This window comes from Catenulispora sp. GP43 (assembly GCF_041260665.1).
Taxonomy (GTDB): Bacteria; Actinomycetota; Actinomycetes; order Streptomycetales; family Catenulisporaceae; genus Catenulispora.
In genome coordinates this window covers 1-23,262 of record NZ_JBGCCT010000004.1, presented here as the reverse complement: position 1 = coordinate 23,262, position 23,262 = coordinate 1, and the positions used below count along the sequence as shown (strand labels likewise).

Annotated in this window: 17 protein-coding genes and 2 pseudogenes; 6 read left to right on the top strand and 13 right to left on the bottom strand. The window is 70.9% G+C overall.

What is annotated here, in order from left to right:
- Positions 1-17: 17 nt before the first annotated feature.
- Positions 18-143, bottom strand: a complete 126-nt coding sequence (locus tag ABH926_RS10395) for a hypothetical protein (RefSeq protein ID WP_370365216.1) — start codon at positions 141-143, stop codon at positions 18-20.
- 33 nt (positions 144-176) lie between these two features.
- Here ABH926_RS10395 and ABH926_RS10390 point away from each other — a divergent pair, with 33 nt between their 5' ends.
- Positions 177-1,127 carry a hypothetical protein gene (locus ABH926_RS10390; RefSeq protein WP_370365215.1) on the top strand — a complete coding sequence of 317 codons (951 nt, stop codon included), beginning with the start codon at positions 177-179 and terminating at the stop codon, positions 1,125-1,127.
- A 125-nt stretch (positions 1,128-1,252) separates the two neighbouring features.
- Positions 1,253-3,988 carry a SpoIIE family protein phosphatase gene (locus ABH926_RS10385; protein ID WP_370365214.1) on the top strand — a complete coding sequence of 912 codons (2,736 nt, stop codon included), beginning with the start codon at positions 1,253-1,255 and terminating at the stop codon, positions 3,986-3,988.
- Positions 3,989-4,112: 124 nt separating this feature from the next.
- Here ABH926_RS10385 and ABH926_RS10380 read toward each other — a convergent pair whose 3' ends face one another.
- The 4 genes from ABH926_RS10380 to ABH926_RS10365 are packed head-to-tail and all read right to left on the bottom strand — an operon-like array spanning position 4,113 to position 9,423.
- Entirely contained in the window at positions 4,113-5,258 is a 1,146-nt protein-coding gene (locus ABH926_RS10380; RefSeq protein ID WP_370365213.1) for a ferritin-like protein, read from the bottom strand.
- Complete coding sequence (locus ABH926_RS10375) at positions 5,255-7,243, bottom strand: GMC family oxidoreductase (protein WP_370365212.1); 1,989 nt, start codon at positions 7,241-7,243, stop codon at positions 5,255-5,257. Before ABH926_RS10375 ends, ABH926_RS10380 begins: the two co-directional genes overlap by 4 nt.
- A gap of 54 nt (positions 7,244-7,297) precedes the next feature.
- Positions 7,298-7,798: a hypothetical protein gene (locus tag ABH926_RS10370; protein WP_370365211.1), complete on the bottom strand. Its 501-nt coding sequence runs from the start codon at positions 7,796-7,798 to the stop codon at positions 7,298-7,300.
- Positions 7,795-9,423, bottom strand: a complete 1,629-nt coding sequence (locus tag ABH926_RS10365; RefSeq protein WP_370365210.1) for a Dyp-type peroxidase — start codon at positions 9,421-9,423, stop codon at positions 7,795-7,797. Before ABH926_RS10365 ends, ABH926_RS10370 begins: the two co-directional genes overlap by 4 nt.
- A 408-nt stretch (positions 9,424-9,831) precedes the next feature.
- Between ABH926_RS10365 and ABH926_RS10360 the strand changes: the two genes are divergently transcribed.
- The gene (locus tag ABH926_RS10360; protein ID WP_370365209.1) at positions 9,832-10,086 is read left to right on the top strand and encodes a DUF6289 family protein; all 255 of its coding nucleotides are present in this window, start codon (positions 9,832-9,834) and stop codon (positions 10,084-10,086) included.
- A gap of 134 nt (positions 10,087-10,220) precedes the next feature.
- On the opposite strand, the gene ABH926_RS10355 is transcribed toward ABH926_RS10360, so the two are convergent.
- From ABH926_RS10355 to ABH926_RS10330, 6 genes and pseudogenes are all read right to left on the bottom strand, one after another.
- Complete coding sequence (locus ABH926_RS10355) at positions 10,221-11,048, bottom strand: purine-nucleoside phosphorylase (protein WP_370365208.1); 828 nt, start codon at positions 11,046-11,048, stop codon at positions 10,221-10,223.
- Entirely contained in the window at positions 11,035-12,090 is a 1,056-nt protein-coding gene (locus ABH926_RS10350) for an NAD-dependent epimerase/dehydratase family protein (RefSeq protein ID WP_370365548.1), read from the bottom strand. The genes ABH926_RS10355 and ABH926_RS10350 overlap by 14 nt, the downstream gene beginning before the upstream one ends.
- A 56-nt stretch (positions 12,091-12,146) precedes the next feature.
- On the bottom strand, positions 12,147-12,788 hold the full coding sequence (locus ABH926_RS10345; RefSeq protein ID WP_370365207.1) for a class I SAM-dependent methyltransferase: 642 nt from the start codon (positions 12,786-12,788) through the stop codon (positions 12,147-12,149).
- On the bottom strand, positions 12,785-13,450 hold the full coding sequence (locus ABH926_RS10340) for a DUF2064 domain-containing protein (RefSeq protein ID WP_370365206.1): 666 nt from the start codon (positions 13,448-13,450) through the stop codon (positions 12,785-12,787). The genes ABH926_RS10345 and ABH926_RS10340 overlap by 4 nt, the downstream gene beginning before the upstream one ends.
- On the bottom strand, positions 13,447-14,100 hold the full coding sequence (locus ABH926_RS10335) for a glycosyltransferase family 2 protein (protein ID WP_370365547.1): 654 nt from the start codon (positions 14,098-14,100) through the stop codon (positions 13,447-13,449). Before ABH926_RS10335 ends, ABH926_RS10340 begins: the two co-directional genes overlap by 4 nt.
- Positions 14,101-14,397: 297 nt before the next feature.
- Positions 14,398-15,285, bottom strand: a pseudogene (locus ABH926_RS10330) (glycosyltransferase 87 family protein); the annotation flags it as partial.
- Positions 15,286-15,699: 414 nt separating this feature from the next.
- Here ABH926_RS10330 and ABH926_RS10325 point away from each other — a divergent pair.
- Complete coding sequence (locus ABH926_RS10325) at positions 15,700-16,911, top strand: molybdopterin-dependent oxidoreductase (RefSeq protein WP_370365205.1); 1,212 nt, start codon at positions 15,700-15,702, stop codon at positions 16,909-16,911.
- Complete coding sequence (locus tag ABH926_RS10320; RefSeq protein WP_370365204.1) at positions 16,908-17,207, top strand: hypothetical protein; 300 nt, start codon at positions 16,908-16,910, stop codon at positions 17,205-17,207. Before ABH926_RS10325 ends, ABH926_RS10320 begins: the two co-directional genes overlap by 4 nt.
- Positions 17,208-17,918: 711 nt before the next feature.
- Here the strand turns inward: ABH926_RS10320 and ABH926_RS10315 are convergent.
- Positions 17,919-19,391: pseudogene (locus tag ABH926_RS10315) on the bottom strand (NEW3 domain-containing protein); the annotation flags it as partial.
- A 274-nt stretch (positions 19,392-19,665) separates the two neighbouring features.
- Here ABH926_RS10315 and ABH926_RS10310 point away from each other — a divergent pair.
- Positions 19,666-22,233: a collagenase gene (locus ABH926_RS10310; protein ID WP_370365203.1), complete on the top strand. Its 2,568-nt coding sequence runs from the start codon at positions 19,666-19,668 to the stop codon at positions 22,231-22,233.
- 117 nt (positions 22,234-22,350) lie between these two features.
- On the opposite strand, the gene ABH926_RS10305 is transcribed toward ABH926_RS10310, so the two are convergent.
- Entirely contained in the window at positions 22,351-22,872 is a 522-nt protein-coding gene (locus tag ABH926_RS10305; RefSeq protein WP_370365202.1) for a hypothetical protein, read from the bottom strand.
- Between the last annotated feature and the right edge of the window lie 390 nt (positions 22,873-23,262).

The following is a 23,262-nucleotide window of genomic DNA, read 5'->3' as shown; positions in this document are numbered from 1 at the left end:
CAGCCGTTCCTGACTGATCAGGTACGGGTCGGGCTCGGTGTCGCCAGGATCCGGACCGAGAAGCTGCTGCCGTCCGACGGAATGCGTAGCCCGACCACCGTCGTCCCCGGCGTCCCGCCGTTCTGGCCGACTACAACCACCATGGCCTCTTTGCCGTCGCCGGCTACCGGTCGGTGGTGGCCACCTCGCTCGGCGTCGCCCTCGTCTCCGTGGTCGCGGCCTGGGGCCCGACCTTCGCGGACCGGCGAGAGCAGTCAGGCGAAGAAACGCATACGGGTCGCCGCAGCGCCGAGTCGAGCGGGCCGATATCGGCCGCGTTCGGGCCGGTGCCCGCCGGTCCAGGACCCGTCGCCCAGGTCGCCGGCGCACCGCGGAGCAGGCAGGTCGTGGGGACCGGCGACCGGCCCACGGTCACGGTGGGCGGTCCGACCTGGATGTTCGTGGCCGTCGCCGGGCTGGCCTTCGCCTTGGCGGCCGCGGCTTCAGCGGCGGACCTCGTCGACCGCACCGGCCATACCGACCGCACCTCCGCCGGCCAGCCGGGGACGGGAACCGCCGCGGCGGCGGGCCCCGCGGCTGCGACCATCGAGACGTCGGTGCTGGGCATGAACATCAGCGGGGCCGACTACTGCTGGCCGGGCACCGAGTCCGCGCTGAACACGTCGTTGGAGAACGGGACGCCCCTCACTCAGGAGCCCGGGCTCGAGCGGATTTACGCCCAGAGCGCGGTGACGGTGACCATCCAGACCGAGAGTCTTGATCAAATCTTGATCAGCGGATTCCGCGTCGTCGACGTGCAGCGCTCCAGCGCACCGAAAGCAGGCGTTCTGGTGTACCTGCCCTGCGGCGGATGCGGAGGCGAGCAGCCGGTACGGAAGTTCACCGTCGACCTCGACGCCTCGGCGCCGCAGATCGTCGCCAGCCCTTCGCCAAGCTCCGGCGACTACTACTGCGTCTCCGCGGGATCGTCCGAGGAGTTCTACGTCGCGCTCACCGACCACGCGGCCTGCACGTTCGACTTCGAGATCGACTGGGTCGCCGCCGGCAAACAGCACTCGACCATCGTGGACAACGGCGGCCAGCCGTTCCGGGTCCTGGGCCTCGTGCCTGAGGCGGCTGATTCGTGATCACCCGTCCCACCGGTACGACCAGCACGACCAGCACCACGGCCGGACGGACGCCGGATTCCAAGGGGCGAGACGGCGAAGATTTTCCGCTGGAATAATCCCGACATAGTGGTAGAAACAATTTCATGGTCGAGCGTGTCGACCGGCGGTGGAGTGTACTCAGAAAGCCGCTGATCGCGAGAAACCGGCGAAGCGTGGCTACTCAGGTATTCGCGCTGGAACTCGTGGTCGTGGTCCTGCTCGTGTTCGGGGCGATCGTCGCGCAGGTTCTGGAGTCGCGGCGGAACAGCGACGCCGAGGCGAGGAACAAGTCGATCGCCGTCGCGGAGACCTTCGCGCATTCCCCCGGTCTGCTCGCCGCGCTCAAGACGCCGAACCCCACGGCCATCCTCCAGCCGATCACCGAGGCCACCCGCAAGGTGGCCGGCGTGGACTTCATCGTGGTCATGAACGACCAGGGGATCCGCTACACGCACCCGATCCCGAGCAAGATCGGCCAGCGGTTCGTCGGCACCATCGGCCCGTCGCTGCACGGGCAGATCTACACCGAGAGCGTGCACGGCCCGCTGGGCCACGAGGTCCAGGCGACCGTCCCGGTCTTCGCCCCGAACGGCTCGATCCCGGCCCTGGTGTCGGCCGGGCTGGTGGTCAAGCACGTCACCGCCGTCAGCAGCCGGCAGCTGCCGGTGATCCTGGGCATCGGCGCCGCCGGCGTCGCGATCGCCACCATCGGCACCGCGCTGATCGCCCGGCGGGTGAAGCGCCAGACGCACGGCATGGACCCGGTCGAGCTGGCCCGGATGTACGAGCACCACGACGCCGTCCTGCACGCGGTCCGCGAGGGCGTGGTCATCGTCGGCCAGGACGGGCAGCTGCTGCTGGCCAACGACGAGGCACGGGCCCTGCTGGGCCTGCCCGCCAAGGCCGAGGGCCGGTACCTGGGCGACATCGCGGGCCTGTCCCCGGAGACGGTCGAGCTGTTGGTGTCGGGCCGGACGGTCACCGACGAACTGCTCCACGTCGGCAGCCGGCTCGTCGTGGTCAACCAGCGGCCGACCGACCCGAACAGCCGCGCCATGGGCACCGTCGCCACCATCCGCGACTCCACCGAGCTGCTCGCGCTGTCCGGCAAGGCCGAGGTGGCCGGCCAGCGCCTGGCCCTGCTGTACGAGGCCGGCGCCGGCGTCGGGACCACGCTGGACGTCGAGCGCACCGCCGAGGAACTGGCCCGGGTCGCGGTGCCCGGCTTCGCGGACTTCGTCACCGTCGACCTCGCCGACCCGGTGCTGCACGGCGACGAGCCCACCGCCGGCGCCGTCAACCTGCGCCGCACCGCCGTCCACGGCATCCGCGCCGATTACCCGTTCTATCCGGTCGGCAAGCTCACCGCCTACATCCCGTCCTCCCCGATGGCCCGCGGCTTCGACAGCGGCCGCTCGCAGGTCGTCCCGGACCTCGCGGACGCGCCCGGCTGGCACGCCCAGGACCCGGCGCTGACCAGGCGCATCATGGACTACGGTGTCCACAGCTTGATCACCACCCCGCTGAACGCCCGCGGCATCATCCTGGGCGTGGTCAACTTCTGGCGGTCGGGCAAGCCCGAGCCGTTCGACGACGAGGACCGCTCGCTGGCCGAGGAGCTGGTCGCGCGCGCCGCGGTCAGCATCGACAACGCCCGCCGCTACACCCGCGAGCACGCCATGGCCGTGACCCTGCAGCGCAGCCTGCTGCCGCGCGCTCTGCCCGACCAGAGCGCCCTGGAGGTCGCGCACCGCTATCTGCCGGCGCAGTCCGGGGTGAGCGGTGACTGGTTCGACGTGATCCCGCTGCCCGGCAGCCGGGTCGCCCTGGTGGTGGGCGACGTGGTCGGCCACGGGCTGCACGCCGCGGCCACCATGGGCCGGCTGCGCACCGCGGTCCACAACTTCTCCGCCCTCGACCTGCCGCCGAACGAGCTGCTCGGCCACCTCGACGAGCTGGTCAACCGGATCGACCAGGAGGAGACCGACAGCGGTGGCGGGATCGGCGTCACCGGCGCCACCTGTCTGTACGCGATCTACGACCCGACCACCCGGGTGTGCACCGTCGCGACCGCCGGCCACCCGCCGCCCGCGCTGGTCGCGCCCGGCGGCGAGGTCGTCTTCCCGGACCTGCCGACCGGCCCTCCGCTCGGCGCGAGCGGGATGCCCTACGAGTCGACCCAGATGGAGCTGGCCGAGGGCACCCAGATCGTGCTCTACACCGACGGCCTGATCGAGGAGCGCACCCGGGACTTCGACGTCGGCATGGACCTGCTGCGCGCGGCGCTGTCGCAAGGCGACCGGGAGCCGGAGGAGAACTGCCGGGCGGTGCTGGAGGCGCTGCTGCCGGAGCACCCGCAGGACGACGTGGCCCTGCTGATCGCCAAGACCCGGGTGCTCGGCCCGGACCGGGTCGCGGAGCGCGACGTGCCCTCCGATCCGGCCGCCGTCGCCGACATCCGGGCGTGGAGCAACGCGACACTGGAAGAATGGGGCCTGGACGAGCTGTCCTTCGCCACCGAGGTGGCCCTGAGCGAGCTGGTCACCAACGCCATCCGCTACGGCTCGGAGCCGGTGCGGGTCCGGCTCCTGCGCGACCGCAGCCTGATCCTGGAGGTCTCCGACGGCAGCAACACCTCGCCGCACCTGACGTACGCGGCGATCACCGACGAGGGCGGCCGCGGGCTGTTCATGGTCGCGCAGCTCACCCAGCGCTGGGGGACCCGCTACACCCCGCACGGCAAGATCATCTGGGCCGAACAGGCCTTCCCGGCGCTCGTCCCCGCGCAGACCCCGCCTCGGCATGAGGCGCCGGAGGCGCTCCCGCTGCCGTCGATGTGAGTTGCCGTCGATGTGAGTTGCCCCAGAGGTGAGCCGCCGTCGATGTGAGCCGCGGCGCCGGGCGGCGGCCTCCCCGCAGGCTGTGCGGGGAGGCCGCCGATTCAGCTTCAGCTTCATCGTTGGATCACCGGTGTCCGCTGTGTTCCTCGACCCGCTGAACGAGCTTGTCCCGGTCACCGCCGATCGCCACGTAGCCGAACCGCGGGCACAGGGTGCGGCCGGGCCGCTCCGGATTCGGGGTGCGCATCAGCGCGACAGCCTTGTTCTTCAAGCCGTACATGGCGTGCACGGCGATCTGGAGCCCGGTCAGCGGCGGCTCGGAATGGTTCGAACCGCCGCCGCCGAACGCGGCGTAGACGGCGTCGATCAGCAGTGAATACGCCAGGTCGAACTCGTCCAGCGCCACCGCCTCCGGGCCGCCGTCGCCGTTGCGCGGCTCGAACTCGGCCGGCTCGACCTGGTCGTAGTCGACCAGCAGCATCGCCCCGGCCGGGGTCTCGCCGGCGGTCTGGTCCGGCCGGAACTTGCGGCCGGCCTGGATCTCCCGGAACCGCGCGTAGTGCGAGTACATCTGCCAGCCCGAGCCGAGCCGGTCGGCGTCGGTGACCGTCTTCGCCGGCTTGTGCAGGTCCTCCTCGGGCAGCCCCTCGCCCTGTTCCACGATCTTCTGCACGGCCTCGCGCGCCGTCTTGCGGTCGGACACCCGTACCACGTCGCCGGCGCCGCCGTAGTACTCGCTGACCGGGACCTGATTCACCGGTTCGAACAGCTGGTCCGGGCAGATCTTCGGGTCCTTCAACGCGATGTCGATCGCGTGGTAGAACTCGCCGATCGTCCGATAGGAGCCGGCCCGGGCGGGGATCGCCTGCAGCGTGGCGGCCCCGTGCAGCGGATGCTCGATCCGCACGTAGTTGTCCACGGCGTGCGGTGACAGCGGCAGCAGCTCCAGGGTGCCGATCCCGGAGATCAGCGGGCTGTCCAGCGGATAGGCCGGGATCGGGCTCAGGTGCCTGCGGTCCAGGAAGTCGACCGGCTCCGGGCTCGGCACCTCGCCGATGGCGTTCAGCACGTTCGCCGCCAGCGTCATGTGCAGCATCTCCTCCATGACGACGCTGCGGATCGTCTGGGCCGCGTCGGTGTTGCGGCCCTCCGGGATGGAGTACAGGCCGGTCAGGTACACCGGGATCGTGCTGAGTTCCAGGCCGACGGCCAGCTGGAGCGCGGCCTTCAGGTCGGCGAGCGTGGGGATCTTCATCGGCTGGTCGCTCATGCGTCCTTCTTCTCCTTCAGCTGCGCCGCGATGTGGTCGCCGGTGCGGATGGCGAGCGCGGTCATGGTGAGAGTCGGGTTGGACGTGCCGAGCGTCGGCATGCTGCCGCAGCCGACGATGTACATGTTCGGCAGGTCGTGGCTCCGCTGGTAGCTGTCCACCACCGAGTCCTCCGGGTCCTCGCCCATCCGGTGCGTGCCGACGACGTGGCCGGCGCCGCGGACCCAGTAGGTCTTGCCCTCGTAGTCCACCTCCGACGGGTCGCCGGCGTCCCAGTGCGTGTAGTCGCCGGGCTTGTACTCCGGCCGCTGGACCTTGTCGCCGATGCCGAGCCGCTCGAACAGCTGCCGGCTGGCCTCGGCGGCCCACGGCAGCGAGGCGCGGACGTACGGCGACAGGTCGTAGTGGATGACCGGCCGGTACATGCCCAGCGCGTCCTTGTACCGTTCGTCGATGGTGACCCGGTTGCCCGGCGCAGGGTCCTGCTCCAGCTCCCAGGCGATCCGGAACTGCTTGGGCAGGATCTCGCCGAGCCGCTTGCGCAGCGGTCGGCCGTACAGCTGCGCGGTACCGGTGCCGGCCCCGCCGACCAGGTCGTGGACCGTGTCGTAGGGCGCGTTCTCCGGGAAGTTCCAGCCCCAGTTGCCGATCTCGACCCGGAACGCGGTGCGCTCCGAACGGTACGGGCCGTCCCGGAAGGCCGGGATGCCCGACGTCGACCCGGGTCCGCGGTAGGCCCCCGCGCTGTCGTCCAGCAGGCCCCAGGTGAGCAGCAACGGGTGGTCCATCAGGTTCCGCCCGACCTCCCCGCTGTTGTTGGCGGCCTCGGAGGCCAGCAACAGGGTGGCGTTCTCGATGGCGTTGGCGGCCAGGACGTACAGGTCCGCGGTCACCGTCGCCTCCACCGGCGGGCTGCCGTCGTCGGAGTACCTGAGGTAGGTGATCCCGGTGACAGTGCCCTGTTTCTCAGGACGCTGCGTGTGCTCGACCTTGGAGACCACGCACTGGCTGCGGATCGAGACCCGCGCCTTCTCCTTCTCGCCCTCCTTCGGGTCCCGGTCCGGGTATTTCACGATCAGCTCGTACAGCGTCTTCAGGGCGTTGTACTTGGCCTGCACCGGGCAGATCGGGATGCAGCTGGAGTTGCCCTCGCAGCGCTGCCCGCGGTCGGCGTTCCCGACCGCGCCGACCGGCTGGTACTTCGGGCTCGGCGCGGAGTTCCGGCCGACGGGGGTGTTGCTGATCCGGATCGGGAAGCTGTACTCCCGGCCGTCGTCCCCCTTCAGCTTCACCACCAGACCGGCGGACTTCTTCGCCAGGTACTCGTCCAGATAGCTGCTGGGGATCTCCTCCATCGGGAAGTGGTACTCCCCGCCGGGGAACTTGGTCGTGTTCTTGCTCTTGAAGTACGTCGCCGGGTCGTCGCCGATGCCCGGGTAGTACTGGTGCTCGACGTCCGCCGACACCCCGATGATGTCCCACTCGGCGCGCTCGTAGTAGGGCTTCAGGTCCTCATAGGTGATCGGCCAGTCGACACCGCGGCCGTACTCCGACCGCATCCTGAAGTCGTTCGGCAGCATCCGCAGGCAGGTGCCCAGCCAGTGCAGCGTGGTGCCGCCGAGCGCGCGGGCGTAGTCGCTGCCGAACGGCAACGGGCCCATCTGCACGAAGTAGCCGTTGTCGGCGGGGATCTTCGTGGTGCCGTCCGGGCCCATCACCGGGCGGCTGATGTCGAGCACGTCCGGCTGCGGCGCGGAGACGGTCGGCGGATAAGGGGAGTTGGGGACCTTGGCGAGCGCCTGCTGGTAGGACTCCACGTAGGTGTCGTACTTGTCGGCGCTCATCGCGGTGGCGCGCCCGGCCTCCAGGATCAGGATGCGGGGATGCCGGGCCGGGCGGCGGGCGGCGGCCTTCTCGATGACCGTCTTGGCGACCGTGGCGCCGGCGATGCCGCCGCCGACGATGACGATGTCGAACCGTTCCATGTCAGGGTTCTCCTAAAGAAGCACTTCCAGATGTCGTGGAACGCCTCACACAGTTCAGGGCGAGGGGAGTGCGGGCGCTTCGGCCCAGGACCCCCAGCCGGGCGGCTTGGCCCCCATCGGGTGCGCCCCGGCGGCGCTCCAGACCAGCCCTTCGCGGTAGGCCTGCGCGGACACGACGTGTTCGACGTCGTCCGCGGTCGAGCCGTTGACGTCGGCGTAGGAGCCGGGCAGCGGATACCAGCTGCCGAGGTACCAGAGCTTGATCAGGTTGATGACCACCGGCCCGTAGCGCTTGCTCTCGACGACCTGGGTCCGCAGCGCCTTGCCGTCGTGGTTCTTGCGATCGGCGTCCAGAGCGTCCGCGGCGGCCTGCAACAGGTGCCCGGCCTCGCGCTCGCCGATCAGCCGGAGCAGGGTGTCGTAGTGCTGCTCGATCAGGCCGGTGCCGGCCAGCTCCACCCGGTTGTAGCCGGTCAGCTCGACCGACAGCTCGGTGAAGACGACGATCGGATCCTGCCGGGTGGACGTCATGTCGGTGCTCATGTCGGTGCTCATGCCGGTGCTCCCTTGCGGGTTCCCTGTGATTCGCCGAGGTCCCCGAATCGCAGCAGACCGCTCAGACTGGGGACGAAGAAGTACTCGCCGCCCCGCATCGTCACCCACTGGCCGACCCGCTTCCGGAAGAACACATCGGTGGGCTTCGGCGGGGCCTGCGAGACGTCAAGCTGGTTGTGGGATGCGTACTGCTTCGGCCACGGCTGGGCGACCGCCTCGTCCCGCGACTCCCCGGACGGCAGCTGCCCGATCACCGGGTCCAGGCCGCAGTCCGGGCGCAGGAAGTCCTCGAAGTTCGACCACGCCTTCTGGATGAACTCGAACTGGTCCGGGATGCTGCTCTGCGCGCACAGGAACAGCAGGCCCACCTTGTCCGTGGGGCCGGGGGTCAGCGTCACCGGGCCGAAGCTGATGCCGCGGCGCGCGATGCGCTGTGTGCGTTCCTGAGTCAGCGGAACGGCGAACTGCCGCTGCTTGTCGCCGCGCGGGTTCGTCTTCCGGATGTGCGCCTGGACCGGGCAGCGAACCCCGTCGACGTCGGAGTCGTAGCCGAAGTTGTTCGGCAGCGAGACCAGCCCGTCCTGCTGCTGGTCGACCACCGGTGTGCCGTCCTTGAACCGGCCCACCATGTACGCGCCGGCCAGGGCGACGTCCTCGGGCGCCGCCTGGTGCGCCTTGGCGTCGGCGTGTTTGGCGATCTCCAGGCCGAGCGCCTCCTCGTCGCCGTGGAAGCCCGGTACGTCCTGTTCGAGCTTGCGGTACACGAAATAGGAGCCGTAGCCGTCGTCGCCGCCGGCCGGGTCCTTCAGCAGCACCTGGTTCAGCGGCGCGCTGGGGTCGTATTCGTCGATCCCGCCGTTCCGGGTCCGCGCCCGCTCGATGTCGCGGGCGTAGAACAGCGGCTGGCTCACCCCGTCCGCGAACCCGAAGTGCTCGTGGACCGGCGACGTCGGGGTCGGCGGCTCGCCGTTCGGGCCGAACCGCATGGCCGTCCCGGACTCGACGGCGACCTCGGCGCCCATCGCGGCCAGCTCCGAGGAGAGCAGCTTGACGAGCGGGTCGATGCGCTGCGCCGGGTCGTCGTCGGCGACGATGACCATCGCGTGCAGGGTGCGCTGGAAGGCCGGCTCCCACGCCGTCACCGGCGGGTCGTTGAGCAGGCCCACTTGGGACTTCGCGCCGGCGAGGAACGCCGGGTCGTCCGGCGTGAACGCGGTATCGAGCCGGAGCTCGCGATACCCCTGGGCCGACACCATGGCGCCGACGAACGCGGGGCTGACCGACAGGACCATCGCCATGCGGCCGGCCGCCGTGACGGCGCCGTCGGCCCGGGCGGTCTTGAGCACCTCGCGGTAGCCGGCCGCCTCGCCGTACTGGGCCAGTGCCGAGGTCACGTAGCCGCGCCGGACCAGCGAGGTGAGCCAGTCCCGAGACGCCTTCCGGGCCTGCGGGGTGTCGGTCTTGAAAGTGATGAGGAGATGCCTGCTGTGGTCGCGGCCGTGGCTCTTGAGGATGTTGCCCTGGAGGTCGTCCAGGGCGGCCCGGAGGGCGGCCTGGGTGTTGCGCGTCGGAGGGATGGTCGGGACGTCAGGATCGATGGCGGTCTGCCTGAGGTCGATAGCCATGACCACCACCTTGGCCGCGATCCCGACGTGCGGCGGGACGGGGAACCGCAGGTCGCGGCCCGCCGGCCCGGGACGCCGCCGGGAACGCGGCCGGGAACGAAGGCTCCGACGTGCCCGTCGAGGCCGGCGGCGGGATTCGCGGCGGCGGCGAAGACCACCCGGGCGGTCCCGGGCCATTCGTGGGACGGCCGGGCGGCCCGGCGGGGTCCCGCGACGCCCGGCCCGGAACGCGGCGCTGGTGGTGGGCCTCCCGCGCCCCGGCGAGGCCGAAACCGGCACCGCCCGGTGTTCGGGCCGACCCTCTTGCGGCCGGTCGGCGATGGCGGTAGCACATACAGCAGTACTCGAACAATTCAGAGTACTGATACCAGTCGGCGAACATCTCGTCGCTCCTGACCGGAGGCAGTCTTGATCCGTCGTCTCACCGTCGCCGCGCTCCTCGGCACCTCTGTCGTCGCCTTCTCGACGGCGCCGGCGCACGCCTACGCGGCGTGCAAAGCGGACTACGCCTGCACCACCACCTACTACTCCAGCCCGGCCCACACCACCGTCGTCGGCCAGATCTTCGTCGACTGCGCCGGTGAGCGCTCGTCGTGGGGCACGTTCAGCGGCTACGTCGTGGTGACGAACTCCGCGTGCGGTGCCGCGGCGGCGAAGCGGTAGCCGAGAGCGGCGCCGGGGCGATGTGCGTCGCCCCGGCGCCGGGGCCAGGGCCGGGGCCGACCACCGCGATCGGTGCCAGCGCTCCTGGATTGAGTTCATGACCGGGGCACCGATGCCAGGGCCCGAACAGGCCATCAGGCTCCTGTGATGACCGCGTGCAGCAGGCCGCCGAGCCGGCCCGCCGCGGCCTCGCCGGTCGCGATGACCTCCTGGGCGGACAGCGGCTCGCCGGTCATGCCCGCGGCGAGGTTGGTGACCAGCGAGATGCCGAGCACCTCGGCGCCGGCTTCCCGGGCCGCGATGGCCTCCAGCGTGGTGGACATGCCTACGAGGTCGGCGCCCCAGCCGCGGAACATCCGGATCTCGGCGGGGGTCTCGAACTGCGGCCCGCGCAGTCCGAGGTAGGTGCCCTCGGTCAGCTCGGGTGCGGCGGTGCGGGCCAGGCGGCGCAGGCGTGCCGAGTACAGGTCGGTCAGGTCCACGAACGTCGCCCCGCGCAGCGGGGAATCGCCGGTGTGGTTGATGTGATCGCTGATCAGGACCGGCTGCCCGGGTCGCAGATCGGCGCGCAGGCCGCCGCTTCCATTGGTGAGCAGGACTGTTCCGCAGCCGGCGGCGACAGCGGTCCGTACCGCGTGCACGACGGCGCCGACACCGCGGCCTTCGTAAAGATGAGTGCGTCCGGACAGAATCAGGACACGGTGTCCGCCGATCACGACGGACCGCAGCCGGCCGCTGTGTCCGACCGCTGTCGGAGCACTGAATCCGGGGAGCTTCGTATACAGGATCTCATGCTCCGCCGGGCCGAGCGCGTCGACCGTCTCCGACCATCCCGAGCCGAGCACGACCGCGAGATCGTGCGGTCCGGCGAGAGCGACGAGCTGGTCGGCGGCATCGCGTGCGCGCTGGTACGGATCGTCCACGAGGGGGAGCGCCGCGAGCCGGGCGTCAGCGGGCGTCATTCGCGAACTCCTTGAGTCCCTCGGCGAAGCCGACCATCGGAGCCCACCCCAGTTCCTCGCGCAATCGCCGGTTGGACGCGGTGACGTGCCGCACGTCCCCCAGCCGGTACTGTCCGGTGTTCCGCGGCGCCGGCCCGCCCACGGCGGCAGCCAGGCCGGCCGCCAGTTCGCCGACGGTGTGCGGGGTGCCGCTGCCGGCGTTGAAGGCCCGGAAGGTTCCGGCCGGTGCGGCGGACGTCCAGTCCAGGGCCGCGACGTTGGCGGTGGCGATGTCGCGGACGTGGACGAAGTCGCGGCGCTGGCCGCCGTCCTCGAACACCAGCGGGGCGCGGCCGGCCGCCAGCGCCGAGCGGAAGATCGCCGCCACGCCGGCGTAGGGCGTGTCGCGCGGCATCCTGGGGCCGTAGACGTTGTGGTAGCGCAGCGCGGCCACCTTTCCGCCGCACGCCCTCGCCCAGGCCGAGGCCAGGAATTCCTGGGCGGCCTTGGTCGCGGCGTAGACGTTGCGGGGGTCCATCCCCGCCGTCTCCTCGACGAGGCCCGGTACCAGCCGCTCGCCGCAGTGCGGGCAGTCCGGTTCGAACCGGCCGGCGGCCAGATCGGACTCCCGGCGCGGCGCGGCGGCGGCCGGGCCGTGCTGCGGGCAGTCGTAGCGCCCCTCGCCGTAGACGACCATCGACGAAGCCAGCACGAGGCGTCGGGTGCCGGCCCGGGCCATCTGCGAGAGCAGCACCGCCGTGCCGAGGTCGTTGCAGCCGGCGTAGAGCGGCGCGTCGTCGAGATCCACGCCGAGTCCGACCATCGCTGCCTGGTGGCAGACCGCGTCGATGCCGACCAGGGCCTCGGCGACCGCGACGGGGTCCCGGACGTCGGCCTCGATCAGCCGGACCGGGGCGGGCAGCCGGCTCCGGGCCGCGACCGGATCCGGGTGGACGGCCGGCAGCAGCGCGTCCAGGGCCACGACCTCGTGGCCGGCGGCGAGCAGCGCCGCCACGATGTGCGATCCGATGAACCCGGCGGCGCCGGTGACCAGGATTCTCATCAGGGTTCGTATCTCCTGCCCGCCGGGCTCGCGCCCGGCCTCGGTGCGGTTCGTTCTCATGCGGTGGCCAAGGCGACGAAGCGCCGCCCGCCGGCCGACCACTGGGCGATGCTGCGCAGGCCGATGCCGGCGGCCACCGCGGCCAGCGCCTCGGTCCCGATCCGGGTCCAGCCGAACGGCTCGCCCCCGGTCTCGAAGGTGACGACGTGGTTCTCGTGGACGTCCTCGGCCTCGGTCTCCACCACCAGCTCCCCGTCGCCGGGCCGGATCAGGCCCCGGACCCGGGCCAGCAGGGCCGCCGCGTCGCCGCCGATCCCGATGTTGCCGTCCATCAGCAGGGCATGGGGCCACCGGCCCGCGCCCGGGAGCCGGCCGAAGACGCTGCGCCGCAGCACCGTCGCCCCCGCCGCGCGGCCCAGCAGCACCGCGGCCGGGGCCACGTCGACGCCCAGGGCCGGGATGCCGCGCCGGGCCAGCTCGGCGACCAGCCGGCCGGGCCCGCAGCCCAGGTCGAGCGTCGGGCCCTGGCAGCGGTCGAGCACCGCGCGGTCCACCGGGTCCGGCGGCGCGGTGAAGCGCGCCGCGTCCAACTCCAGGGTCCGGCCGGTGCTGGTACGCAGCACCAGCGGGCGTCCCGGGCCGCTGAGGGCTTCGGCATAGGCGCGGCTCCCGGTCCAGGCCTGGTCGATCGCGGTCATCGGTGGCTTCCCGCGCCGGCCGGGGCGTCGAAGCGTCGCAGGGTCCTGAAGCGGACGCCGAACCGCGACCGCGGAACCAGGGCGGCGACATGCTCCGCGTCCTCGACCGTGTCGACGTCGCGCAGTGTCGGCACCAACCGCACGCGCAGTCCGCCGGCCCGGAGCCGGCCAAGCTGGTCACGGCCGGTATGGTCGGTGGACATCGGGACGCCGAGCAGGTGCGCCTGCAGATCCTGCGAGCGCGGCTTTCGGAACCCCAGACACCAGAACCCGCCGTCGTCGGCGAGGCCGAGCGTGGCGTCCTCGGCGCCGGGCAGGCACGACCGGAGCAGGCCGGCGGTGATCTGCGGCGTGTCCATCCCGACGAGCAGGACCGGACCGGGATCGCGGAGCGCCGCCTGGGCGAACGCGGCGGCCAGGCGCCGGTCGAGGGTGCCCGGGACCTGCGGCAGCACCGTGAAGTCCCGCTGCCACGGCGCGCGCGGCGCACCGTCCAGGACCAGCAGCCGGTGCTCGACGTCGGTTTCGAGGACGGCCCGCAGGGTGTCCTCCAAGGCGGCCTCGGCGAGCGCGGCGGCCTGCGGGGGAGTGAACGGCGGAGTCAGCCTGGTCTTGACCCGGCCGGGCACCGGGGTCTTGGCGATGACGATCAGAGTGCTCATCCGGTGGCCGCCTTCCAGACCTTGCGCATGTCCGCGACGGCCTTGACGGTGCCGCCGACGGTTCCGGTGACCTTCGACTTCCCGGTGCGCGGCGCGTAGGGGACGTCGGTCTGGCCGATGTGCCAGCCGGCGTCGGCGGCCTTGAGCACCATCTCCAGCGGGTAGCCGAACCGCCGGTCGGTGATCTCCAGCTCCAGCAGGGCCGTCCGCCGTGCCGCGCGCATCGGCCCCAGATCGCGCAGCGCCACGCCGGTCGTGCGGCGGATCCGGTGCGCGAGCAGCCGGTTGGCGAGCCGGGCGTGCGGCGGCCAGGCGCCCCGGGACGTCGGCCGGCGCTGCCCGAGGAACAAGTCGGCCTGCCCGGCCAGCACGGGCCCGGTCACCTTGGGCAGGTCGGCCGGGTCGAAGGAGCCGTCGCAGTCCAGGAAGCAGACGACTTCGGCGGTAGCGGCGAGCAGCCCGGCGTGGCAGGCTGCGCCGAACCCGCGGCGCGGCTCGTGGACGACGACGGCGCCGAGCCGCGCGGCGAGCTCGGGCGACCCGTCGCCGGAGCCGTTGTCGACGACGATCGCCCGGTACCGCGCGGGCATGCGTCCCAGCACGAACGGCAGTGCCGCGGCCTCGTCCAGGCACGGCAGGATCACGTCGATCAGGACCGAGCTCTCGGCTCCGGCGTCGGCGTTGGCGTCGGCGTTGGCGTTGTCGGCGGCGGAGACCGTAACCGGGACGCGCGCCGCGCTCGAAGCCGCGCGCCGCCGCACCAGCCACGCTCCGGTAACGAAGAGGGCTGCCACGCCGTAGCTCCCTGCGAGGTTCACCCCGATCTGTCCGGCGTACCCGGCGAACGGCACAGCGAGCCAGGGAACGGCCGAGCGGCCGCCGAAGGCGACCAGCAGGACGAGCAGCTCTGCGTACCAGGCGTAGCCCGGTGCCGCGACGAGCAGGGCGACCCCGGTCATGACCACCGCGCCGTGCCACGGCCGGACGGGATCGGCGTACCACCACACCAGCACCGCGGTGGCGGCGAGGACGACGAGCGCGGCCGGCGTGGCCCAGGACGTCGGCAGGACAAGGTCCAGGACGGCGAACCGCTTGCCGCTGTCGTAGCCCTCCTGGTCCAGGTAGCCGCTGAGGAATCCGGAGACGCCGCCGCCGACCGCCGCCACGTGCGGGAGGTAGACGGCTGCCACGACACCGGACAGCGAGGCGAGCAACGGCAGCGGACGCCGACGGATCGCCGAGGGCAGCAGAAGCGCCGGTGTCAACTTCGTGGCCACCGCCAGTCCCAGCACGGCACCCCCGACCGCCGCCCGGGTCGCGGTCAGCGTGCGGCGGGTTCCGAGGACCAGCAGCGCGGCGGCGGTGAGAACCATGGCGACCACGTCCACGTGCCCGTTGTTGCCGGCCTCGATCGCGACCAGCGGGCACCAGGCCCACAGCACGGCCTGCCGCGGGTCCGCGCCCAGCCCGGGCAGACCGCGGATGAGCAGGGCGGCGACCACCACGGCCGCGATCGCGGCGAACACCTGCACGCCGCGCGGCCCCGACCAGTGCACGGCCCAGAAGTAGGCCTGCGCGACCGGCGGGTAGATCGTGTGCACGAGCGGCCGGTTGAGCAGGGTGCAGCCCGCGGTGATGTCAGGGCCCGATGTCACACAGTGTCCGGGGCCGGCGGTGGCCGGGAAGAGATCCGGCGTGCGCAGGCCTGCCAGGTGGGAGGAGACCGGGACGTATCGGTAGGGGTCTATGCCGTGTGCCTGGACCCGGCCGTCCCAAACGTACCGGTACAGGTCGTCGGAGTACCGAGGGCGCGCGGTCAGCGCCGCGAGCTGCATCGCCGCCGCGCCGCCGAGCATCAGCGCCGTGGCCCAGGCCCGGTTCAGGGACCTGACAAGCCACGCTCCGCTCAGGTAGAGCAGGAACAGAGCGGCCAGCAGGGTGAACCCCAGTGTCCCGCGCGACCACGGCGAGCCGACGGGCAGCCGGACCACGACGGCTGTTCCCGCGACCAGAGCGGTCAGGACCGCCAGCGCGGCGCCGGTGCGGTACCGGTGCGGTCGGTGGGGTGGCGGCTCAGGGGCGATTCCCGTCTTCATGGGGATCACCATGGCTGAGACAGCGGTGCGGGCAGCAGGGACCGCGCCGAGCTGTCATCAGTCTGTAAGACCTGATCACGGGGCTGGTGGCGTCATCACTTCGTAAGGAGTCGAAGCATGGGCCGGGGCCCGTGCAAGCGGTTTCCTGGTGCCGTGCGCAAACCCAATCCCAAGGCCATTCCCAAGGACCTGGTCTCCATCCTGAGACGACCGCCGCTGCCGCGCTTCCGCAGCCGCCTGCATGACGAGCGCACCGCGACCCTGATCGGCACCGCGCTCGGCGTCGCGTTCGCCGCCGCCTTCGTCACGGGGCTGATCAGCCATGTCCTCCAGCATCCGCCGTCCTGGCTGGCGCATCATCTGCCGACCCGGCCCAGTTGGGGCTACCGGTTCACGCAGGGACTGCACGTGGCCAGCGGTACCGCCGCGATCCCGCTGTTGCTGGCCAAGCTGTGGACCGTGTACCCCAGGCTGTTCGCGTGGCCGCCGTTGAAGTCGGTCGCCCACGCCCTGGAACGGCTGAGCATCCTGGTCCTCGTCGCGGGGGCGATCTTCGAGCTCGTCACCGGGCTGCTCAACTCCGCGCAGTGGTACGTGTGGGGCAACCAGTTCCCGTTCATCCAGACCCACTATCGGGTCGCGTGGATCACCGTCGGGGCGCTCGTCGTGCACCTGGGGGTGAAGGCGCCGGCCATCGCCCGCGGCTACCGGAACCCGAAGAAGGAGCTGCCGCAGGCCCAGGTGCGGGACGTCGAGGAACGGCGGGACGGCGTCTCCCGCCGGGCGTTCATCGCCACGACCGCCGTCGCGGCCGGGACGGTGACCGTGGCCACGGTCGGGCAGTCCGTCGACAGCCTGCGGCCGGTGTCGGTGCTGTCCCCGCGCGACATCGGGGTCGGCGAGCTCGGCGTGCCGGTCAACCGCACGGCCGGGCAGGCCGGGATCACCGAGGCCGCCGTGACGGCGGACTGGCGACTGCAGGTGGACGGCGGCACCCGGCAGCTCAGTCTCAGCAGGCAGGAGCTGGCCGCACTGCCCCAGACCTCGGCCACGCTGCCGATCGCCTGCGTCGAGGGCTGGTCGGTGGACGCGCACTGGCAGGGCGTCCGCATCAGTGACCTGATGGACATGGCCGGGATCCCGCACGACGCCGACGTCCGCGTGGTCTCGATGGAGGAGAACGGCGCGTACGCGGTGATGGTCATGGAGCGCGAGTATGTGCGCGATCCCGCCGCGCTGCTGGCCCTGCGGCTCAACGGCCAGACCCTGACCCTCGACCACGGGTATCCTGCGCGGATCATCGTGCCGAACCGCCCGGGCGTGCTCCAGACCAAGTGGGTCCGACGGATGGAGGCGATCGTATGAGAGTCCTGCGTTTCTCCACGATCCTGCTCGGAGCGGCGGTGCTGGTCTACGGGGCGGCCGGACTGCTGACCGAGCCGGCGATCCGGCACCCCGGGAACGTGGCCGCGTGGCTCGCGGGCGGCGTCCTGCTGCACGACGCGGTGCTGGCGCCGGCCGCGTTCGTCCTGTGCTGGCTGGCCGCCCGCCACACCGGGCCCCGCGGCCGCCGGGTGCTGGCCGGGGTGCTGCTCGTCGCCGGCGCGACGGCTCTGGTCGCGGTGCCGGTCTTGCTGCATGGTCGGGTGGCGATCCGATGAGCCCGCCACGGCGGCCGAAGCCACCGCGGCGGGCCTGCGGATCGTCACGGGCTCACGAACTCACGACGTCACGACGTCACGACCTCACGAAGTGGCGAACCCCGCGAAGTCGACCTCGCCACTATCCCCCGAACCCTCGTTGTGCGCTGTCATGAACGTGCCGACGTCCTGGGTGGCGTTGACGCCGGGCAGGGTTGCGGTCCCGACCTCGGTCCAGGTGATGTCGTCGGTGGAGTAGTAGCCGGTGAAGGTGGAGCCGGAGCGGACGAGCTTGAGCCAGGACGGGTAGGCGGCCGACCCGAGTCCGGAGTTCGACGGTGAGCTGTTGCTGTCCAGGTGGCCGCTGCCGGTGCTGTCCCACTGCAGCACGTAGCCGTTGCCGGGGGTGACCGCCAGGATCGCGTAGCCCGGGGAGCTGTCCACGCCGGTGATGTCGTCGCGGACCATGATCCCGGCCTTGGCCCAGTTGCTGGTGGCGGCCTGTGCGGTGACCTCGACGACGGTGGTGGAGCCGTCGTGTTCGGCGCCGGGGCGGTAGACCGAGCTGTACTCGTCGGTGGTGCCCCAGGCGTCGGCTCCGGCGCCGACGATCGAGACGGCGTTGCCGAGTTGGCCCATCTGCGCGGTGGTGCTGGTGAACGCCTTGTACGGGGCGGTCGGCGGGTTGACCAGCTGGACGGTGCCGGCCGAGGCGGACGACTCGGATCCGCCGCTCCAGTGGTCGGTCTCCGTGCCGTCGATCTGCGCGGTCTGGATCGGCTGGGTCAGGGTCGCCGGGGCGGTCAGGCGGAAGGCGGAGATCGCCATGTGCCCGGGGGTGACCTTGCCGAAGCGGGTGGCGGTCAGCGGCTTGGCGGTCCAGCCGGCCGGCAGCTTCATGCCGAGGGTGACGTCGCTGACCGCGGCGACACCGTTGTTCGTGAAGTACGAGTACGCGGTCCCGGACTGGCCGGCGCCCACGCTCGGCAGCGTGGTGAGCAGCGTCGTGCTCGGCGGCAGCGTGTGCTTGGCCGGCGTCACCTTGTACATCACCGCGGCGTGGCCGGGTACCGCGGCGCTGATGACGCCGCCGCTGACCGTGCTGCGGCCGGTCCACAGGTCCTGCAGGGAGTAGCCGCCCTTCGCGCCGGCGGCCAGGCCGGCCGCGGCGGCCGTGGTGGAGATGGTGGCCGGCGCGGCGTTCTCGTTGAACAGCACCACCGAGACGCTGCCGTCGGACAACGGCTTGGCCAGCACGTCCAACCCGCCGGAGCTGCTGATCTCAGTGCCCTGTCGGCCGAGTGCGTCCTGGTCGACCGCGATGACCTGCCGGTTCCCCAGGATGCGCAGAGTGTTCGCGCTCGCCGTGCGCAGGTCGGTGCCGGAGATCAGCGGCGCGGCCATCTCGGCCCACAGCGTGAACTCGGTCTGGTCCTCCACCGCGCTCATGCCGTTGCCGACCTCGAGCATGTCCGGGTCGTTCCACGCGCCGGGCCCGGCGTCGGCGGCCAGTGCCACGTTGGTGTGGAAGTTCGACAGCATGCTGCCGTAGCCGGCGCTGATGTCCCCGGTGGTGCGCCACAGGTTGCCGACCGAGCCGCCCCAGGACGCCACGTCCTCGGTGCCCCAGCTGCACAGGCTGTAGACGATGGGCCGGCCGGTCGCGGCCAGGGCGGTCCCCATCGCGCGATAGCGCTGCTGCGACGGGACTCCCTGGTTGTTGCAGTTGTCGTACTTGAGGTAGTCCACACCCCAGGCCGCGAAGGTGTTCGCATCCTGCGTCTCGTGGCCGAGGCTGCCCGGGAATCCGGCGCAGGTGTTGGTGCCGGCCGTCTCGTAGATGCCGAGCTTGAGCCCCTTGGCGTGGACGTAGTCGGCGACGGCTTTGATGCCGTCGGGGAACTTCACCGGGTCCGGGACCAGGTTCCCGGCGGAGTCGCGGTTCGGCGCCATCCAGCAGTCGTCGATGTTGACGTAGTTGTAACCGTCGGCGGCCAGCCCGGAGCTGACCAGCTTGTCAGTGGTCTGCTCCACCAGCTGCGCGCTCACGGCGCAGCCGAAGGCGTTCCAGTCGTTCCACCCCATCGGCGGGGTCAGTGCCAGGCCGTTCGCCAGTGCCGATGCCGGCGGCGCCGTGGCGCCGATCCCGGTCAGCGGCGCGGCCACCAGGGCCACGGCCAGCAGGATGCTGCGGATTTTGGGCATGTCGTCTTCTCCTCGACCTCGGTGTTGCTCTCACCTTCCGACAATTCCACTCAGATATCAGCAGTCTTAAACACGTTCGAAACGCAAGCTAGTGATGTCACATAGCACTGTCAAGGACTCGTCCCCACGGCTCGGATCGGGCGGAAGTGTTATCGCGCGGGCGCCGTAGCTCTATCGCGTGATCCGTTGTCAGCACCGCGCGCCGGTGAGAGCTTCTTGGCACGTCTCGCGGCCGTTCCGCCGGACGCCCCCGCCTTTCACGAAGGAGCCCTGGATGCGCCACCGATCCGCCCTGCCCAGAATCCTGGCCGCGGGCCTCGCGATCAGCGCCGTGACGCTCGGGATGGCCGCCGGGCCGGCGAGCGCCGCCGCGCCCGCCGCGCCGGCGCCGAATACTGCGAGTGCTGCGAGTGCTGCGGGCACTGCGAGTACTGCGAGTACTGCGAGTACTGCGAGTACTGAGTCGTCGGCAGATCAAAGCCGGCCGGAAGACGGCACCCGCGTCACGCTGTCACCGGCCAGCCCGCCGGTCGCGATCGGCGCGGCCACGTCGCTGGCGGCGACTGCCCGCTCCGGGCCGGCCGGCCCGGACGCCGCGCACACTGCAACTACCGCAGCGCCATCAGCGGGCACGCAGTCCTGCACCGCGGCCGATTTCGGCAGTCGCAGCGGCAGTGCGCTGGCCGCATACGTCGAGGCGTCCAGCACCGACTGTATCAATACCCTGTACAACCTGGCCGGCACCGACGCCGCCGCGGTCTTCGGCGACGCGCAGATGGTGGCCGTGGCCGACGCGTTCAGCCAGGCGGCGAAGACCTACCACGGCGACGACACACAAGGCATCTGGCAGCTCGGCCTCTTCCTGACCGCCGGATACTACGTGCAGTACAACAACGCCGCCGCCGTCGGGACGTACGGCCAGGACCTCGCCACGCCGGTCCAAGCCGGTCTGGACGCGTTCTTCTCCACGGCCCGTTCCCGTGACGTCAGCGCGATCAACGGCGACGTCCTCGGCAATGTCATAACCCTGAGCGACAGCTCCGATAACCAGGCACGCTACCTGAGCGCCTACGCGCGGGTTCTGAACGGCTACAACAGCTCTTACGACGCCTACCCGAGCATGGACGCGGCGGTGAACGCCGTGTTCTACCCGGTCTACCGGGGCCACTTCTTCCCCGCGTACATCGCCGCGGTCACCGCGCACCCGGCCATCATCTCCGCGCTGGACTCCTTCGCGCTGAAGCACAAGGACCTGCTCGCCGGGGCGAACTACGCGCTGGACACCAATGCCGCCGCCGAGACCGTGCGCTTTCTGGACACCCCGGCGTTGCAGCCCGTGGTGCGCCCGCTGGCCGCGAACCTGGTGAGCACCTCGCCGCTGTCCGGTCCGAGCGGACCGATCTGGCTGCGCGTGGCGATCGTCGCGAACTACGTGGACGGCGCGGAATGCGGCAGCTTCAACGTCTGCGACTACCTCACCACCCTGCAGTCGACCATCCTGCCGACGACCTACGCCTGCGGCTCGAACCGCACCTTCCTGACCTACGCGATGTCCGCCTCGGACCTGAACGCCGCCTGCACGAGCGTGGAGGGCGAGGACACGTACTACCACGCCTTGACCAAGGACAACGGTCCGATCCCCGGGCAGTACGAGACCACCATCAGGCTCGCCGTCTTCGCCACCAAGTGGGCCTACACCATGTACTCCACGGCGTTGTTCGGCAACGGCACCGACAACGGCGGGATCACGCTGGGCGGCACTCCGACCGACCCGGGCAACACGCCGATCTCGATCATGTACATCAAGTTCCCCGGCGACGGCTTCCCGGCGAGCATCTGGAACCTGAACCACGAGTACACACACCTGCTGCAAGCCGCCTATGAGATGAAGGGCGACTTCACGCAGGAGATGACCGTTCCCGACATCTGGTGGGTCGAAGGCGAGGCGGAGTACAACTCCTACACCTACCGCGGGATCAACAACACCCAGTCGATCGCCGAGGCCGGTCAGCACACGTTCGCGCTGAGCACCCTGTTCCAGACCACGTACGACAACAGCACCAACGACCGCACGTACGTGTGGGGCTACCTGGCCACGCGCTACATGCTCGAGAAGCACCCCGACCTCGTCCAGGCCATGCTCGCCCACTTCCGCGTCGGCGACTTCCAGGGCGGATACCAGGTCTACAACTCCATCGGCACCGCCTACGACGCCGATTTCGACACCTGGCTCGACGCCTGCGCCGCCGGCGCCTGCCTGGTCCCGGGCGCGCCGACCTCCGCCTTCACCGCGACCGTCCACGGCCTGTCGGTGCACCTGTCCGACACCTCGACCGACACCGGGAGCTCCGTCACCCGCATCCACTGGAGCTACGGCGACAACACCACCTCCGACACCGACGGCCCCACTCCCACCCACACCTTCAGCGCGCCGGGCACCTACGCCATCGCACTGACCGTCGACGACGCCAAGGGGCTGGCCTCGACGTCCACGCAGTACGTCACGGTGACCCCGCCGTGCACCTCGGCCAACCGGCAGGAACTGGGCCGTGGCTGCTCGCGCGGCGGCCAGTCGGAGAAGGCGGGCGACTACGACTATCTGTGGATCTACCTGCCCGCCGGACAGCAGACCCTGACCGTCACGGCCAGCGGCGGCACCGGCACCGCGGAGCTGCTCTACGACCCGGACACCTGGGCCACGAACCAGACCCACACCGCGCAGGCGGCCGCCAACGTGAACGGACAGAGCATCACCGTGACGAACCAGACCGCCGGGTACCGGTACATCAGTCTGTACGCGGTGACGGCGTTCAGCGGAGTGAGCATCTCCGCGCAGTACTGATCGGTTAGAAGCCGGTGCCAGGTGCCGGTAGGAAGCTAGGAAAAACGAAGCGACCGCCTCCCGGAAGACAGGGAGGCGGTCGCGGGCTGCTGACTCAGCCGGTCGCGGACAACACGGTCAGCCGTTGACCGTGGCCCAGGCGGTGATCTGCTCGGTCACCGTCTGAGGCGTCCCCGGCACGCCTTGCGGGCCCGAAGGAACGTCGGGGTCGTGGTAGTAGGCCTGGTCCGGGCCGACCAGCGTCCCGGTACCGGCGACACCGGGCAGGAACACCGTCGAGTGCACCCTGCTGCCGGCCGGCACCGTCACGGTCGACCCGTCGACGAGGACGGTGGAGTTCTGCGTGGGCACGCCGACGCTCGGCTGGTAGCCGAGGAAGGTGCCCGCGGTCTCGTCGCGGCCGGTGATGGTCGCGTTGGTGGAGTAGGCGGTGTCGCCGGGGGTGCTGACAAAGCCGTAGGTGTGCACCTGCGTTCCGGTGACGTCCACACAGGCCTGGATGTAGCGGACCCCGCTGAGCTTCCAGGGGCTGCAGGTCGTCGCGGTCGGGTTCGCCTCGGCCGACGCGGCGGCTGCGGAGGCCGCCACCGGCGCGACGGACAGGATGCCCGCCGCCAGCAGTTTGATGCCCTTGTTCATGATTTGCCCTTCGATGCTGTGGAGCGCGTCGAGTACGCCCCGCGCAGCACTATGTCACACCTCATATCTCACTCGTATATCAGTGGTCTGTGACAATCGCCCGGTAACCTGCTCTTGGCCTGGCGGTTTCCAGCCCTCTTCCCACCGGTTCCGGTAGCTGGCAAAAACGGCGCTTCTGACTGGTTTGTGGGTGGCCGGGGCGTGGGCGGCGGTGGTGTGGGCGGGTGGTTTCGTCTACTGCGACAGTCAAAAGCCACAGTCAAAATCAAGAGCGACAGTCAAGGGCGCCTCCGGCGGCAATGCCACGTAGCTTAGTTTGATCTTGTTGCTGTGGCTGGGTGGTGCCGGATGGTGGGTGGGGTGTGGTGGCGGGTGCCGGTGTCGGTGGTT

Bases quoted from the DNA above. Each gene is read 5' to 3' on its own strand.
- ABH926_RS10395 (WP_370365216.1), bottom strand. From the start codon at position 143: ATGGTGGTTGTAGTCGGCCAGAACGGCGGGACGCCGGGGACGACGGTG.
- ABH926_RS10385 (WP_370365214.1), top strand. From the start codon at position 1,253: ATGGTCGAGCGTGTCGACCGGCGGTGGAGTGTACTCAGAAAGCCGCTG.
- ABH926_RS10380 (WP_370365213.1), bottom strand. From the start codon at position 5,258: ATGAGCGACCAGCCGATGAAGATCCCCACGCTCGCCGACCTGAAGGCC.
- ABH926_RS10375 (WP_370365212.1), bottom strand. From the start codon at position 7,243: ATGGAACGGTTCGACATCGTCATCGTCGGCGGCGGCATCGCCGGCGCC.
- ABH926_RS10370 (WP_370365211.1), bottom strand. From the start codon at position 7,798: ATGAGCACCGACATGAGCACCGACATGACGTCCACCCGGCAGGATCCG.
- ABH926_RS10365 (WP_370365210.1), bottom strand. From the start codon at position 9,423: ATGGCTATCGACCTCAGGCAGACCGCCATCGATCCTGACGTCCCGACC.
- ABH926_RS10355 (WP_370365208.1), bottom strand. From the start codon at position 11,048: ATGACGCCCGCTGACGCCCGGCTCGCGGCGCTCCCCCTCGTGGACGAT.
- ABH926_RS10350 (WP_370365548.1), bottom strand. From the start codon at position 12,090: ATGAGAATCCTGGTCACCGGCGCCGCCGGGTTCATCGGATCGCACATC.
- ABH926_RS10345 (WP_370365207.1), bottom strand. From the start codon at position 12,788: ATGACCGCGATCGACCAGGCCTGGACCGGGAGCCGCGCCTATGCCGAA.
- ABH926_RS10340 (WP_370365206.1), bottom strand. From the start codon at position 13,450: ATGAGCACTCTGATCGTCATCGCCAAGACCCCGGTGCCCGGCCGGGTC.
- ABH926_RS10320 (WP_370365204.1), top strand. From the start codon at position 16,908: ATGAGAGTCCTGCGTTTCTCCACGATCCTGCTCGGAGCGGCGGTGCTG.
- ABH926_RS10310 (WP_370365203.1), top strand. From the start codon at position 19,666: ATGCGCCACCGATCCGCCCTGCCCAGAATCCTGGCCGCGGGCCTCGCG.
- ABH926_RS10305 (WP_370365202.1), bottom strand. From the start codon at position 22,872: ATGAACAAGGGCATCAAACTGCTGGCGGCGGGCATCCTGTCCGTCGCG.